This is a genomic window from Actinotalea solisilvae (assembly GCF_016464425.1).
Lineage (GTDB): Bacteria > Actinomycetota > Actinomycetes > Actinomycetales > Cellulomonadaceae > Actinotalea > Actinotalea solisilvae.
On the sequence record NZ_JADDKQ010000030.1, the window covers coordinates 1 to 14576 of the forward strand.

Annotated in this window: 12 protein-coding genes; 5 read left to right on the forward strand and 7 right to left on the reverse strand. The window is 76.4% G+C overall.

Annotation, left to right across the window (positions count from 1 at the left end; genetic code table 11):
• Window positions 1–51: 51 nt before the first annotated feature.
• From JIG38_RS18935 to JIG38_RS18950, 4 genes are all read right to left on the reverse strand, one after another.
• Complete coding sequence (locus tag JIG38_RS18935) at window positions 52–1641, reverse strand: AAA family ATPase (protein WP_199425222.1); 1590 nt, start codon at window positions 1639–1641, stop codon at window positions 52–54.
• On the reverse strand, window positions 1638–2198 hold the full coding sequence (locus JIG38_RS18940; RefSeq protein ID WP_199425223.1) for a hypothetical protein: 561 nt from the start codon (window positions 2196–2198) through the stop codon (window positions 1638–1640). The genes JIG38_RS18935 and JIG38_RS18940 overlap by 4 nt, the downstream gene beginning before the upstream one ends.
• 54 nt (window positions 2199–2252) lie before the next feature.
• Window positions 2253–3515, reverse strand: a complete 1263-nt coding sequence (locus JIG38_RS18945) for a toxic anion resistance protein (protein WP_199425224.1) — start codon at window positions 3513–3515, stop codon at window positions 2253–2255.
• A 205-nt stretch (window positions 3516–3720) separates the two neighbouring features.
• Window positions 3721–4380: a hypothetical protein gene (locus JIG38_RS18950; RefSeq protein WP_199425225.1), complete on the reverse strand. Its 660-nt coding sequence runs from the start codon at window positions 4378–4380 to the stop codon at window positions 3721–3723.
• A 168-nt stretch (window positions 4381–4548) separates the two neighbouring features.
• Here JIG38_RS18950 and JIG38_RS18955 point away from each other — a divergent pair, with 168 nt between their 5' ends.
• Together JIG38_RS18955 and JIG38_RS18960 are read left to right on the forward strand one after the other, a co-directional pair.
• Complete coding sequence (locus JIG38_RS18955; protein ID WP_199425226.1) at window positions 4549–5202, forward strand: endonuclease/exonuclease/phosphatase family protein; 654 nt, start codon at window positions 4549–4551, stop codon at window positions 5200–5202.
• On the forward strand, window positions 5199–6773 hold the full coding sequence (locus JIG38_RS18960) for a DUF7059 domain-containing protein (protein ID WP_372420029.1): 1575 nt from the start codon (window positions 5199–5201) through the stop codon (window positions 6771–6773). Before JIG38_RS18955 ends, JIG38_RS18960 begins: the two co-directional genes overlap by 4 nt.
• A 66-nt stretch (window positions 6774–6839) precedes the next feature.
• Here JIG38_RS18960 and JIG38_RS18965 read toward each other — a convergent pair whose 3' ends face one another.
• Window positions 6840–8204, reverse strand: a complete 1365-nt coding sequence (locus JIG38_RS18965; RefSeq protein ID WP_199425227.1) for an FAD-binding oxidoreductase — start codon at window positions 8202–8204, stop codon at window positions 6840–6842.
• Window positions 8205–8370: 166 nt separating this feature from the next.
• Here JIG38_RS18965 and JIG38_RS20800 point away from each other — a divergent pair, with 166 nt between their 5' ends.
• Both JIG38_RS20800 and topA read left to right on the forward strand, forming a co-directional pair.
• A complete protein-coding gene (locus JIG38_RS20800) occupies window positions 8371–9318 on the forward strand; it encodes a phosphatase PAP2 family protein (RefSeq protein WP_307845035.1) in 948 nt (315 codons plus the stop codon).
• A 199-nt stretch (window positions 9319–9517) separates the two neighbouring features.
• Window positions 9518–12349: a type I DNA topoisomerase gene (gene topA, locus JIG38_RS18975; RefSeq protein WP_199425228.1), complete on the forward strand. Its 2832-nt coding sequence runs from the start codon at window positions 9518–9520 to the stop codon at window positions 12347–12349.
• A 23-nt stretch (window positions 12350–12372) separates the two neighbouring features.
• Here topA and JIG38_RS18980 read toward each other — a convergent pair whose 3' ends face one another.
• Together JIG38_RS18980 and JIG38_RS21185 are read right to left on the reverse strand one after the other, a co-directional pair.
• The gene (locus JIG38_RS18980; protein WP_199425229.1) at window positions 12373–12870 is read right to left on the reverse strand and encodes an NUDIX hydrolase; all 498 of its coding nucleotides are present in this window, start codon (window positions 12868–12870) and stop codon (window positions 12373–12375) included.
• A 26-nt stretch (window positions 12871–12896) separates the two neighbouring features.
• Entirely contained in the window at window positions 12897–13193 is a 297-nt protein-coding gene (locus JIG38_RS21185) for a CDGSH iron-sulfur domain-containing protein (RefSeq protein WP_307845036.1), read from the reverse strand.
• A gap of 330 nt (window positions 13194–13523) precedes the next feature.
• Between JIG38_RS21185 and JIG38_RS18990 the strand changes: the two genes are divergently transcribed.
• Window positions 13524–14555 (forward strand): iron-containing redox enzyme family protein, encoded by a 1032-nt coding sequence (locus tag JIG38_RS18990; protein WP_199425230.1) that lies wholly within the window; start codon window positions 13524–13526, stop codon window positions 14553–14555.
• Window positions 14556–14576: the final 21 nt, after the last annotated feature.

The window sequence follows — 14576 nt, forward strand, 5'->3', positions numbered from 1 at the left end:
CGGGCGGTCCGGGCGGCGGGGGCGGCGGCGGGCCGGGCGGGACCGTGGTGGTCACGCGGCTCCTCCTTCTCGAGCGGGCTCGTCCGTGGGGGTCGTGACCGGGCCGGGTGCCGGCACGCCGTGCTCGTGGGCGGGCGGCCCGTCACGGGGCTCGGGCTCCGGCTCGTCGGGCCGGTGCTCGAGGTCGCGCGGCAGGAGCAGCCGCAGGTCGTCGGCGGTGGGCGACTCGACGTCGCGCAGCCGCCACGCGTGGCGGCCGATGGCGTCCTCGAGCACGTTCCGCGCGAAGCGGCCGTTGCCGAAGCCCTCGCCGCGGGGCGTCGCCGCGAGGAGCTCGCGGAAGCGGCTGAGGCACTCGGGCGTCGGCGTGAAGTCCGCGGCCTCGGCGAGCCGGACGAAGATCGTGGTGATCTCCTCGTCCGTGTAGTCGGCGAACGCGACGGTCGTCCGGAAGCGGCTCTCGAGGCCGGGGTTGGTGTCGATGAACCGCGCCATCGGCCCGGGGTACCCCGCGACGATGACGACGAGGTCCTCGCGGTGGTCCTCCATCTCCTTGACCAGCGTGTCGACCGCCTCGCGGCCGTACTGGTCGCCCGCGAGCGCGTAGGCCTCGTCGACGAACAGGACGCCGTCGATCGCCTCGGCGACGACCTTCGACGTCTTCACGGCCGTCTCGCCCAGGTACTGGCCGACGAGCTCCGACCGGTCCACCTCGACGAGGTGCCCCTTGGCGAGCAGCCCGAGCGCGGCGTAGATCCCGCACACGAGGCGCGCGACCGTCGTCTTGCCGGTGCCGGGGTTGCCCGTGAAGACGAGGTGCCGCGAGATCGTCGGCGTGCGGAGCCCGTGCGCGGCGCGCAGCTTCTCCATGCGCAGGACGGCGGCCTGCTGGTGCACCTCGCGCTTGACGTCGGCGAGGCCGACGAGCGCGTCGAGCTCGGCGAGCAGCTCGGCGACCGTCCGCCTCGGCTCGGGGGCGGGCTCGTCGGCGGGCGCCGGGGCTTCGCCCTGCGTCCGCACCGCGGGGTAGGCGGCGGACCCTGCCGCCGGGGCCTCGCCCGCGGGGAGCCCGGGCGCGGTGGCCGCCGTGAGCGCGTCGAGCGCGGCGAGGACGTCGGCCGCGCCGAGGTCGCGTCCCCGCGCACCGGTCGGCGGCGCGCCGACCGCGGTCGGCCCCGTCCGCGGCACGCCCGCGAGCGGCCCGGGCAGGGCGGACAGGCTGCGGCCGGGCACCGCCTCGAGCTGCGCGGCGCACGCCCGCGTCGCGTTGTCGGTGACGCGGTCCGTCGCGTCCCCGAGCAGGCACGCGGCGGTCGCGACGTCGAGCAGCGCGTCGGCGTACGCGTCGGCGTGCGCCGACCCGGACGCGACGAGGTGGGCGAGCAGGTCGGTCGGGCCCACGCGCCAGCGGCGCCCGCGCGCGGCCGCGTCGAAGAAGGCCCGGCTTGCGCCCGCGGTGTCCGTGGAGCCGACGGCGGCCGCCCAGTCTGCCGCGGCCCCGGGTGCCGAGTCGGCGAGGGTGGCGGCGAAGGCCGCGCCCTCGGCCCGCACGCGCTCCGCCTCGAGCCCCGCCGGGCGCGCGGCGGCGACCAGCGCGTCCAGCGCCGCGGCGAGCCCGGGCACGTCGGTGCGGGGGCTCATGCGGCCGGCCCCGGCGGCTGGAGCCGGCCGTCGACGTCGAGCGCCCCGCCCGACGACGCGTGGCCGAACTTCTCGGTGAGGAAGCGGCCGTGCGCGATGAGCGCGGCGGCGTCCGAGCGGTTCACGGCGTCGAGCACCTGGTCCATCGTGCGGCCCAGCAGGTCGAGCTGGTCGATGAGGACCATGAGCGACGTGCGGCCCTGGTCGACCGGGCGGGAGTTGGCCCACTCGCGCGGCAGCCGCAGGTACCCGCCGACGGCCTCGGGCAGGTAGTCCGTCGCCGTCGCCATGACGAGGTAGGCCTGCTCGCTGCCGGCGCCCAGGCGGTCGAGGCGCGGCACGGCGTCGCGCACGACCCGCACGACGCGGGCGACGCGCGACGCGACGGGCGCGGGCACCGCCCCCTGCGCGACGAGGGCCTCGACGCGATCGAGCGACGCCAGGAGGTCGGCCGCCGTCGGCACGGGCGGCACCGCGGGCACGCCCGGCCCCGCCGCCCGGTCGTGCTCGGGGCGGCGTCCGCTCAGGCGCGCGAGCAGGTCACCGAAGGCGCCCACCGGCGCTCACCCCTGCCCCGGCCCACGCGGACGGCGTCCCGGCGGCCGCGACGCTCACCGGCCGCCCCCGGTGACCCCGTCGATGTCGAGCGCACCCGCCGCCGCGCGCTCGTCGTGCTGGCGGACGCGGTCGAGGTACGACTGCGACTTCGTCACCTCGGTCTGGAGCGTGCCGATCGTCGTGGCCATCGAGTCGAGCGCCTCGGCCTTGAAGGTGTCGATCGCGTCCATGGTCGCGTAGATGTTCGCGAACGCGGCCTGGAGCTGGGGCAGGCCGATGGTCGCCGACGCCGCCTGCTCCTGGATGGCCGCCGAGTTGTCCTTGAGCATCTGCGACGTGCGCTCGATGAGGTTGGACGTCGTCGTGTTGAGCGCCGTGATCTGGTCGAGCACGAGCTTCTGGTTGGTCAGCGCCTGGGACACGATGACGGCGGTGCGCAGCGCGGAGAGCGTCGTCGTCGACGCGCGGTCCACGCCCTTGATGAGCTCGACGTTGTTGCGGATGAGGATGTCGATCGCGAGGTAGTTCTGGATGGACACCGCGAGCTGCGTGAGCAGGTCCTGGTGCTTCTGCCGCACGTAGAACAGGACGTCGTCGCGCAGGGCGCGCGCCTTGTCCGGGTCCGTCGCCTCGAGGTCGGCGATCGTCGCCGCGAGGCGCGCGTCGAGCCGCTCGGCGACGTAGACGTACTGGTTGAGGCGGCCCATGGCCTCCCACAGCGCCGTCTTCTCCATGTTCAGCGAGACGTTGTCCTTGCGGAGCTCGTCCTGGCCGTCGCGCAACGAGTGCATGATCGCGTTGAGGTGCGACTGCGCGGACTGGTACTTGCGGAAGTAGTCCGTGAGCTTCTCGCCGAAGGGAAAGATGCCCAGGATCTTCTTCGCGGGCGACGCCTCCGACGGGTCGAGGTCCTCGACCGTGCGGCGCAGCTCGAGCAGGGTGCTGCCCACCTTCGAGCCCGACGCGAGCCCGCCCTCGGTGATCGCGCGGACGGGCGTCTGGAGCAGGCGGTTCGACGACTCGGCGGCGGCGCGGATGTCGCGGTCGCCCATCGTGCGCACGTCGGCCGCCTGCGCCGCGAAGGCGGGGGAGCTGGTCGGGGCCGCGACGAGCGAGGTGAGGTAGGAGTCGACCTTGGCGTCGAGGCCCGGCACGGCGGCGGGGTCCACGGCGGGCGCCATCGCGGGCGCGGACGTCGCGGCGACGGGCGCGACCGGCGCCGGCGCGGTGAGGACGAGCGGCTGCTCGACGGGCGTCGGCGGGGCCAGCGGCGCGACGGCGTGGGCCCCCGCGGTCGACGGGTCCTGGGAGGTCATCGCGTCGTCCCTTCCTCGGTCGCGGAGGTGCCGGCCGCCGTGGCCGGCCTGCGCGCGGTCGCAGTCCGGCCAACCTATCCGCTGGCGCGCCCCGGCAGGAGGGAGTTCCCCCACTGGGAGAACGGCCGGCGCGGCCACGGGTTCCCGACGCGCGGCGGCGTCGTCCGAACGGGTGGTCGCGCCGGCCGGAGGGCCGGGCGGCGGGTCAGTCGCGCGTGAGGACCTGGGTGAGGCCGCCGGTCTCGACGCCCTCGACCTGCGGCGTCATCTCGAGGCGCTCGTCGGTGCACGTGTAGGTCGACGTGCCGCCCAGCGGGACGCCCGACGCCTCGGCGCTCTCCAGCCCGGGGACCTCGGTCTCCTGGCCGTCCACGACCGACGTGTTGGTGATGGTCACGCCGCTGAGGTCGACGTCGGAGACGGTGATCTCGGTGTCGGTCGCGGTGTACGCGGCGGTGAGGGTCCCGTCCATCGACGTCCGCGTCGTCATCGGGGAGCCGTTGATCTCGATCGTCACCGAGGACACCTGGTCGACGTACTCGGTCGTCATGGTCGTGCCGTCGAAGGTCACCGTCGACGTGCCGGTGACCTCGATCGTCGGGTTCATCTCCTCGAAGCCCGGCATCGAGCTCATGGACTCGGCGACCGCCGCGAGGTCGCTGTCCCACGTGCCCTCGAGGCAGTCCGGGCCGCCCGACGCCTCCGCGTCCTCCTCGGGCTCAGCGCTCTCCTCGGCCGTGGGCTCGGCGGACGACGTCGCGCCGTCGGTGGGCTCGGCGCCCGCGTCCCCGCCGCCGGTGCAGCCCGTGAGCGCGAGGAGGGCCCCGAGAGCGAGGGGGGTGGCGGCGGTGAGGGAGAGGCGCATGGTGGCTCCAGGGTTCGGCGTCGCGGGCGCGCGGGCCGGGGCGGTCATGCCCCGGTGGCCGCACCGCCATGCTGCCACGTGGCACCCGGCGGCGCCGCGCGGGCCTGGTGCGGGTGGCCCGCCGCCCGAGTGCGAGCGCGGTCGCGCGGCGCCCGACACAATGGCCCCGTGCCCACCCTGCGCGTGCTCACGTACAACGTCCGCCAGCTCAAGGACGACCGGGCCGCGGTCGCGGCGGTCCTGCGGCGGTCCGACGCGGACGTCGTCGCGATCCAGGAGCCGCCGCGCGGCCCGTTCGGCCGCGGCCGGCTGACACGCCTCGCGCACGCCGCGGGCTACGAGGTCGCCGTCGGCGGCGGGGGCGCGCGCACGACGGCGCTCCTCGTGCGCCGGGGGACGGGGGTCACCCACACGCAGGACGTGCGCCTCGCGTGGCGGCCGGGCCGCACGCGCCGCGGCCTCGCGATGGCCGACGTCGCGGGCGTCCGCGTCATCAGCGCGCACCTGAGCCTCGACGAGGCCGAGCGGCGTCGCCACCTCCTCCGGCTCGTGCTGCTCGTGCGCGCGGCCGAGGGCGGCTGCGTCGTCGCGGGCGACCTCAACGAGGAGCCGGGCGGCCCGACGTGGCGCCGGCTCGGCCTGCACCTGCACGACCTCACGGCCGCGAGCGGCCCCACCTTCCCCGCGCGCTCGCCCCGCCGCCGCCTCGACGCGGTGCTCGCGACGAGCGGCCTCACGGGGGCCGGCGTCGAGCGTCTCGACGAGGACCCGGCGCGCCAGGCGAGCGACCACCTGGGCGTGGCCGTGGACGTGCGCTGGTGACGTCGGCACCCCACGTCGACGACGCGCTCGTCCCGCGGCTCGCGGCCGACCTGCGCGGCGCGGGCTTCCGTCCCGCGCGCATCGAGGCGCTGCTCGGCCCGCTCGCGACGGGCGCGCTCGACCGCGAGCAGACGCTGCCCGCCCTCCGCGTGGCGCGCCGTGCGGGCGAGGACCCGCTCGCGGTGCTCGTGCGTCTCTTCCTGTGCGGGGACGAGGTCACCCGTGCCGAGGTCGACGCGGCCCTGCCCGGCGTGCGCGCGGACGGAGCGCTGCGCCTGGGGCTCGTGGACGCGGCCGGGTCGGGCCGCGGCGACGCCGTGCGCGCGGTGGTCGACCTCGCGCCCGTGACCTACGAGTCGCCCGACGGCGCCGCGGGCGAGTGGTTCGTCGCGTCCGACCTCGGCGAGGCGACGACGGGCGCGGCGCTGCGTCCCGACCACGTGCTCGGCGTGGGCGGGGCCTCCACGACGCTCGCGCGCGCGACCATCCGGACCCCGCGCCGGCGCGCTCTCGACCTCGGCACCGGCTGCGGCATCCAGGCGCTGTACGCCGCGACGCACAGCGACGAGGTCGTCGCGACGGACGTCTCCGAGCGCGCGCTCGCGTTCGCGCGGTTCAACGCCGCGCTCGCCGGTGTGGACCTCGACCTGCGGCTCGGCTCGATGCTCGAGCCGGTGGCCGACGGCGGCTTCGACCTCGTCGTGTCCAACCCGCCCTTCGTCATCACACCGCGCACGCGGCCGTCGGCCGCGCAGCCGTCGGCCGGCCTGCCGCTGTACGAGTACCGCGACGGGGGCCGCGCGGGGGACGACCTCGTGCGCGACCTCGTGACCGACGTCGGCTCGGTGCTCGCACCCGGCGGCGTCGCCCAGCTGCTCGGCAACTGGGAGCACCGACGGGGCGAGCCGTGGCAGGACCGCGTCGGTGCCTGGCTCGACCGCGCCGGGCTCGACGCCTGGGTGGTCCAGCGGGAGGTGCTCGACCCGGCGGAGTACGCCGAGACGTGGCTGCGCGACGGCGGGGCGACCGCCGACCGCGACGCCGAGGGCTGGGCCGGGGCCTACGGCGCCTGGCTCGACGACTTCGCCGCGCGCGACGTGGAGGCCGTGGGCTTCGGGATGCTCGTGCTGCGCCGGCCGTCCGGGGACTCCGGCGTGACGCTGCGCCGGCTCGAGGAGCGCACCGCGCCGCTGCGCCGCCCCCTGGGCGAGCACCTCGCGTCGTCGCTCGCCGCACATGACTGGCTCGAGGCCCACGACGACGCCGCGGTCCTCGCCACGCGGCTCGCCGTCGCCCCGGACATCACCGAGGAGCGCCACCTGCGCCCCGGCGCGGACGACCCGATGCTGGTCCTCCTGCGCCAGGGCGGCGGGTTCGGCCGGACCGTGCGCGCCGGCACGGGGCTCGCCGGCCTCGTGGGCGCGTGCGACGGCGAGCTCGCCGTCGGCCGGCTCGTGGGCGCGCTCGCGTCGCTGCTCGACGTGGGCGCCGCCGAGCTCGGCGCGGAGCTGCTGCCCCAGGTGCGCGACCTCGTCCGCGACGGCTTCCTCGTCCCGGTCGAGCCGGCCTGAGGCGCCCCTGCCCGAGCCCCGCGTGGGCAGGAGCGAGCTCGGCGGGGGGCGACGCCGGCCGGGCGGTCAGCCGCGCTGCACCGGGTGGTTGCTGCGGATCACGTCGTCCGGGTCGACGCGGCGCTTGACGTCCTGGAGCCGCGCGACGGTCGCCGCCGGGTAGGTCTCGGTGAGCGGCCCGCCCTCGCGGTGGAAGGTGAGGACGGCGCCCGTCGTCGCCCAGGGCGCGACGGCCGTGCGCAGCTCCTCGACCGCGCCCTGCGCCGCGGCGAGGGCCGGTGCGCTCGGCGCCATGCCCATCGCCCAGAACGCGTACGGCGGGTCGACCCGGAGGCCCGCGCCCTCCTCGCGGTCGCCGCGGGCGAGCGCCCCGCCGAGGTGGCGGATCTGGGCGTACCCGAGCGGCCGCCCCGCGCCCACGCGCTCGAGCGCCGTGTCCACGAAGGCGTCGTCGAGGTGGGTCAGCGACGTGGCGAGGTTGACGGCGGTGATGCCCTCGGGCGCCTCCTCGGGCTCCTCGCTGATGGTCCCGAGGTCGCTCGGCTGCAGGGGCCGGACGGTCTCGCGGAGCACCGGTCCGAGCGCCCGGAAGGGGGCGAGGTGCGCCTCGGCCGCGTCGGCGTCACCGAGGAAGACGGAGTCGACGAACACGAACGACTGCCCGCGCAGCTCCTCGGGCAGCTGGGGCGCCGGCGGGAAGGTCATCGCCGTCACCCAGACGGTCAGGGCGTCCGGCGCGTCCCGCGTCACCTCGACGAAGGTGCGGAAGGCCGCGGCGGTGAGCTCGCCCGGCAGGACGAGCCGGCCGCCGTAGAGCGCGGGGGCCTGCGGCAGCTCGACCTCGACCGCCGTGACGACCGCGAAGTCCCCGCCGCCGCCGCGCAGCGCCCACAGCAGCTCGGGGTCCGACGCGGCGTCGACGCGCCGCACCTCGCCCGTGGCGTCGACGACGTCGGCGGCGCGCACGATCGAGGCGCCCGTGCCGAACGCGCGGCTGAGCCACGAGAGGCCCCCGCCGAGCAGGTAGGGCACGGCCGTGACCGAGGGGTTGGAGCCCGACGGGGCGACGAGGCCCGTCCCGTCGAGGGCCGCGAGCACGCGGCCCCACGGCACGCCTGCGCCGATCCGCGCGGTGCGGGCGGCGACGTCCACCGCGAGCTCGTCGAGCTCGCCGGTGCGCAGCAGGATGCACCCGTCGACGGCGCGCGTGGCGCCGTGGCCGCGCGGCTGGACGGCGACCGGGACGCCCGCCTGCGCGGCGAAGCGCACGGTCGCGACGACGTCGTCGACGCCCGCCGCGCGGACCACCGCGACGGGCTGCTGGTCGGTGCCGTTCCACGGCGTGCGGGCGCGGTCCCAGCCGTCGTCGCCCGGAAGGACGAGGTCCCCGGTGAGCGCGGGGCGCAGTGCGTCGATCGCGATGGTGGTCATGGCGAGCAGGGTGCACCCGACCACCGACATCTGTCACCGGGCTTCTCGTACCGGACCGGGACGAACCCGGCGGCGGTGGGTCTCCCGCCCCGGGTGCACGGTCCGTGTCGGAGCCTGCGGCCCTGGTGGGACGCCGTCGGGCCCGGCGCTCGCCTACCGTGGTGGGGTGCCCGTCCCCCCGACCTCCCCCGCCGCCGCCGTGGCCGCGGGCGGACCCGCCCCGGCGCCCCGTCCGGGCCCACGGCGCGTCCCCGTGCTGCCGGGCGGGGTCGTGGCCGTGCTCGGGGCGGCGGGCGTCTGGGGGGTGTGGCGGGCGTTCGTGCTCTCCGCGACGGGCCGCGCGCTCGACGTGGGCGCGCTCGACGGCGCCGCGTTCGGCCGCAACCAGCTGTGGACCGCGGCCGAGCAGGTGCTGGACGGGATCTCCGTCCCGCTGCTCGCCGCCGTCCTGCTCGCGACGACGCTCCTGGCGGTGCTCCGGCGCCGGGTCGTGCTCGCGGTCCAGGTGGCGCTCCTCATGGGTGGCGCGAACCTCACGACGCAGGTGCTCAAGCGCTGGGTCCTCGACCGGCCCGACGTCGGGATCGGCGACCACCTCCTGGCGTCGCTCCCGAGCGGCCACACGACGGCGGCCGCGTCGGTCGCCGTCGCGCTCCTGCTCGTGGTGCCGCGGCGGGTGCGGCCCGCCGCGGCGGTGGCGGGCACCGTCTACACGCTCGCCACGGGGGTCTCCACGCTCGTCGCGGGCTGGCACCGCCCGAGCGACGTCGTCGCCGCGGTGCTCGTGGTGCTCGCGTGGGCCGGCGTCGCGAGCGTCGCCGGCGCGCTCCTCGACCCCGACGGCCGCGCGTTCGGCGACCCGACGGGCGACCGGCCGCGTCAGACCGCCGTCGCGGTGGCCGTGCTCGCGGCGGGCGCCGCGGCCGCGGGTGTCGCTGCCGCGCTCGCCCTCGCGCAGTCGACGGCGTCGCTGGCCGGGGGGCTCGGGACGACCCGCGAGCTCGTGACCGCGTACGCGGGCGGAGCCCTCGGGATCACGGCCGTGACCTGCGCGACGTTCGCCGCGCTGCTCGTCCTCCGGCGCACGACCGAGGCGGCTGCGCGGCGCCGCTGACGGCCGTGCGGCCCGCACAGATCCTGTGCAGGGTGCGGGAGCAGGGGCCGGCAGGTCGTAGAGTGCGCCCCGACCGACGTACCGTCGTGGGGCGGCGTGGGCCGCACGGGGCGGGGCGCACCAGCGCCGGTCCCGCCGGCTCGGCACCGTGACGTCCCACGGATCCTCCTGAAGTGCACCCGAGAGAGCAGGTCCCCGCATGGCCGCAGGTCGCAAGCTCGTGATCGTGGAGTCGCCCGCCAAGGCGCGCACGATCGCCGGCTACCTGGGCGACGGCTACGTCGTCGAGGCGTCCGTGGGCCACATCCGTGACCTGCCTCAGCCGTCCGAGCTGCCCGCGGACATGAAGAAGGGCCCGTTCGGCAAGTTCGCGGTCGACGTCGACAACGGCTTCGAGCCGTACTACGTGGTCGACGCCGACAAGAAGAAGAAGGTCGCCGAGCTCAAGCGCGCGCTCAAGGACTCCGACGAGCTCTACCTCGCGACCGATGAGGACCGCGAGGGCGAGGCCATCGCCTGGCACCTCCTGCAGGAGCTCAAGCCGAAGGTCCCCGTCCACCGGATGGTCTTCCACGAGATCACGCGCGAGGCGATCCAGCGGGCGCTCGCGAGCCCGCGCCAGCTCGACGAGCGCCTCGTCGACGCGCAGGAGACGCGCCGCATCCTCGACCGGCTCTACGGGTACGAGGTCTCGCCCGTGCTGTGGCGCAAGGTCCGCCAGGGCCTGTCGGCCGGCCGCGTCCAGTCGGTCGCGACGCGGCTCGTCGTCGAGCGCGAGCGCGAGCGCATGGCGTTCCGGACCGCCGAGTACTGGGACGTCACGGGCACCTTCGCGCAGGCGGCGCCCGCCGACGAGGCCGAGCAGGGCAGCTTCGGTGCCCGCCTCGTGCAGCTCGCCGGGCAGCGCGTCGCGTCCGGCAGGGACTTCGACGACCGCGGCACGCTGCGGGGGCGCGACGTCGTGCACCTCGACGAGGCCCGGGCGACGGCGGTCGCGGCCGGCCTGCAGGACGCCCCGTTCCGCGTCGCGAGCCTCGAGACCAAGCCGTACACGCGCCGCCCGGCCGCGCCGTTCACCACGTCGACGCTCCAGCAGGAGGCGAGCCGCAAGCTGCGCATGGGCTCGCGCCAGACGATGCGCACCGCCCAGACGCTGTACGAGAACGGCTACATCACCTACATGCGGACCGACTCGCCCGCGCTGTCGACGCAGGCCGTCGACGCCGCGCGGCGCCAGGCGGCCGAGCTCTACGGGCCCGAGTTCGTGCCCGACAAGGCGCGCGTCTACGCGAGCAAGGCCAAGGGCGCGCAGGAGGCGCACGAGGCGATCCGTCCCGCGGGCGACCACTTCCGCACCCCCGCGCAGGTCGCGCGCGAGCTCTCGGGCGACCAGTTCCGGCTCTACGAGCTCATCTGGAAGCGCACCGTCGCGTCGCAGATGGCGGACGCGCGCGGCTCGACGGCGTCGGTCCGGATCGCCGCGACGACGACGCCCGCCGGGGGCGACCTCGCGGGCAGCGAGGCCGTGTTCGCGGCGTCGGGCACCGTCATCACCTTCCGCGGCTTCCTCGCGGCGTACGAGGAGGGCCGCGACGTCGACCGCTACGCGGACGACGACGACGCGGCGCCCCGGCGCGGCACGGGCCGGGGCCGGGGCGGCGACGCCGCCGAGGCCGACGCCGCCGCCGAGGGCGGCGGGACGTCGGCGAAGGCGGAGACCGACGCGCGCCTGCCGAAGATGGCCGAGGGCGACGCGCTCGTCGCGTCCGAGCTCGCCGCCGACGGGCACCGCACCTCGCCGCCCCCGCGCTTCACCGAGGCGAGCCTCATCAAGGCGCTCGAGGAGCGCGGCATCGGCCGCCCGTCGACCTACGCCGCGACGATCTCGGTGATCCAGGACCGCGGGTACGTCTCGAACCGCGGCCAGGCGCTCGTGCCCTCGTGGCTCGCGTTCGCCGTCACGCGGCTGCTCGAGGAGAACTTCGACCGGCTCGTCGACTACGACTTCACGGCCGCGATGGAGCAGGACCTCGACCTCATCGCCGCGGGCGAGAAGGAGCGCGCGGCCTGGCTGCAGCACTTCTACTTCGGCGACGACGCGGCGGCGGACGACGGCCTGCGCGGCCTCGTCGCGAACCTCGGCGACATCGACGCGCGCGACGTCAACTCGATCGACATCGGCGAGGGCATCACGCTGCGCGTGGGCCGCTACGGGCCCTACCTCGAGGACGGGACCACGGGCGAGGACGGCACCGCACGGCGCGCGTCGGTCCCCGAGGAGCTCGCCCCGGACGAGCTCACCGTCGCCAAGGCCCGCGAGCTGCTCGAGACGCAGCCGGACGGCGACCTCGTGCTCGGCGAGGACCCGGCGACGGGGACCACGATCGTGGCGAAGAACGGCCGGTACGGGCCCTACGTGACCGAGCTGCTGCCCGAGCCCGAGCTCGACCCGGGCCTCTCGGCGGCCGCGAGGAAGAAGGCGCTCGCGGCGGCCCCCAAGCCGCGCACCGCGTCGTTGCTCAAGTCGATGGACCTGCAGTCGGTGACGCTCGAGGACGCCCTGCGCCTGCTCTCGCTGCCGCGCGTGGTCGGCACGGACCCGGAGAGCGGTGACCCGATCACCGCGCAGAACGGCCGGTACGGGCCGTACCTCAAGAAGGGCACCGACTCGCGCACGCTGCCGAGCGAGGAGGCGATGTTCACCGTCACCCTCGAGGAGGCGCTGAAGATCTACGCCGAGCCCAAGCGCGGCCGCGGGGCGACGGCGTCGGCGCCGCTGCGCGAGCTGGGCGACGACCCGGTGAGCGGCAAGCCCGTGGTGGTGAAGGACGGGCGCTTCGGCCCCTACGTGACGGACGGCGAGTCGAACGCGACGCTCCGCAAGGAGGACGCGGTCGACTCGATCACGCTCGAGCGCGCGGCCGAGCTGCTCGCCGAGAAGCGCGCGCGCGGACCGGTGAAGAAACGTCCGACGGCCCGCAAGGCGCCCGCCCGCAAGGCGCCGGCCAAGGCGGCCGCGAAGAAGTCCTGACCCGCCGTCACCGGGCGGTCCGGTCAGGCGACGTCGGGTGCGGGGTAGCGGTCCGCCGGTGCCGCCGTGCGGACCACCAGCACGGCGGGCGGGCGACCGCCGTCCGCGAGGTGATCGAGGACGAGGCGCTCGTGCGGGACGACCTCGGGCAGCGCGTCGAGCGGGAACCACGCCATCGCCGAGGCCTTGTCCGGCTCGGCGACCCGCGGGCTGCCGGACCAGCGCCGGGTCTCGAAGAACACGTCGCACCGCTGCTCCACCGGGGGCCCGCCGGGCTCGAACCGGTGCAGCGTCGTGAGCGGCTCGAGGTCCTCGGGCGCGACGACGACGCCGGACTCCTCGCGGACCTCGCGCACGGCCGCGTCGACCACGGACTCGCCGAGGTCGACGTGCCCCGCGAGCACCGCCCAGTAGCCGTCCATGTACCCCGTGCCGTTCCGGAGCTGGAGCAGCACCTCGTCGCGCCGCCGCAGGACCACGTAGGCCGCGGCGACGAGGTGCGTGCGGTCGGGTGCGTTCATCCGCTCAGGCTAGGTGGGTGGGACGCTCAGACGGGCTCGTCGTCCGTGGTGAAGCCCACGACCTTGTGGCTGCCGTCGCAGTAGGGCTTGATGCCCGACGCGCCGCAGCGGCACAGCGCGACGGTCCGTCGCCGCCGCGGGGCGGGCTCGCCGCTCGCGAGCAGGATCTCGACGTCGCCGCGCACGAGCAGGGGCCCGTTCGGGCACGCCGTGATGCTCGCCCAGGCGTCGGTCGCGGGCGCCTGCGCGACGAGGGCCTCGTCCGGCTCGGGCGCGTCCTCGGGGCGCCGGCGGGAGCCCGAGCGGAAGTCGCTGATGGTCACCACGGCAGTCAACCGCGCGCGACCGGTGCGCGCGCGGCGAGCGGGAGCCGGCGAGCCGCGCACGACGGCGAGCCCTGGCCCGGACCGGCTCGCGACGCCGACCCCCCTGGCGCGGAGCCTCGTGCCGGGACACGCCGGCGTGTCGCGGCACGCGGCTCCGCGGTCGTGTCACGTGGCGCGGCGCACGGCCACGGTGCTCCGCGGGTGGCACGGCGCTCCGCCGTCGTGGGCTGCGGATGCGACGCCGTCCGGCCCGTGTGAGTCTGGCGCCGGGCGCCCGCGCGGCGTCGGCTGCGGCGCGCCGAGGGGGCGCGCCCGGAGGAGGAGACCATGCGACGACCGGCTGCCCGCGGCCCGCTGAGCACTGCGCTGCTCGAGACGCTCACCGAGGACCCGGCCGCCACCGCCTCGTTGCCCGCCCTGCAGGCCGCCGCCGAGCGGGCCGTCGCGGGGACCGACGACGTGCTCGCCGACGAGGACGTCCAGCTCTCGCTCACCGTCCTGTACGAGCTCGCGTACCGCGGCGTCGACGGCGTGCACGACGCGTGGGAGTGGCAGCCCGACCTGCTGCGCGTGCGCGCGACGCTCGAGGCGCCGTTCGAGGCCGCGATCCGCGCGCTCGTCCCCGTGCCGCAGACGGACGCGCGCACGGCGCACGAGGTGGCGGAGGCGCTCTTCGCGCTGACGTCAGCCGACGACGGCCCGAGCGTCTCGGCGTACGTCGCGAAGAAGGCCACGGACGCGCAGCTGCGCGAGTTCCTCGTGCACCGCTCGATCTACCACCTCAAGGAGGCGGACCCGCACAGCTGGGCGCTCCCGCGCCTGTCCGGGCGGGCGAAGTCGGCGCTCATCGAGATCCAGGCCGACGAGTACGGCGGCGGGCGGCCCGGCCACATCCACTCCGAGCTCTTCGCGGGCACGCTGCGTGCGATGGGCCTGGACGACGCGGACGGCGCCTACGTCGACCTCGTGCCCGCGCCGACTCTCGCGTCGACCAACATGATGAGCCTCTTCGGCATGCACCGGCGGCTGCGCGGGGCGATCACGGGCCACCTCGCCGCGTTCGAGATGACCTCCTCGATCCCGTGCCGCAAGTACGCCAACGGGTTCCGGCGGCTGGGCTACGGCGACGACGTGACGCTCTACTTCGACGAGCACGTCGAGGCCGACGCCGTGCACGAGCAGATCGCGGGCCGCGACCTCGCGGGCGCGCTCGCGGAGGCCGAGCCGCAGGTGCGCGACGACGTCCTGTGGGGCGCCGCGGCATACCTCGCGGTCGACGGCCTCGCGGGCCGGCGGATGCTCGAGGCGTGGCAGCAGGGCCGGACGTCGCTGCGCGCGGCGGCGTCGCTCGCGGCCTGACGCGCCGCCGCGGCCGGGGCG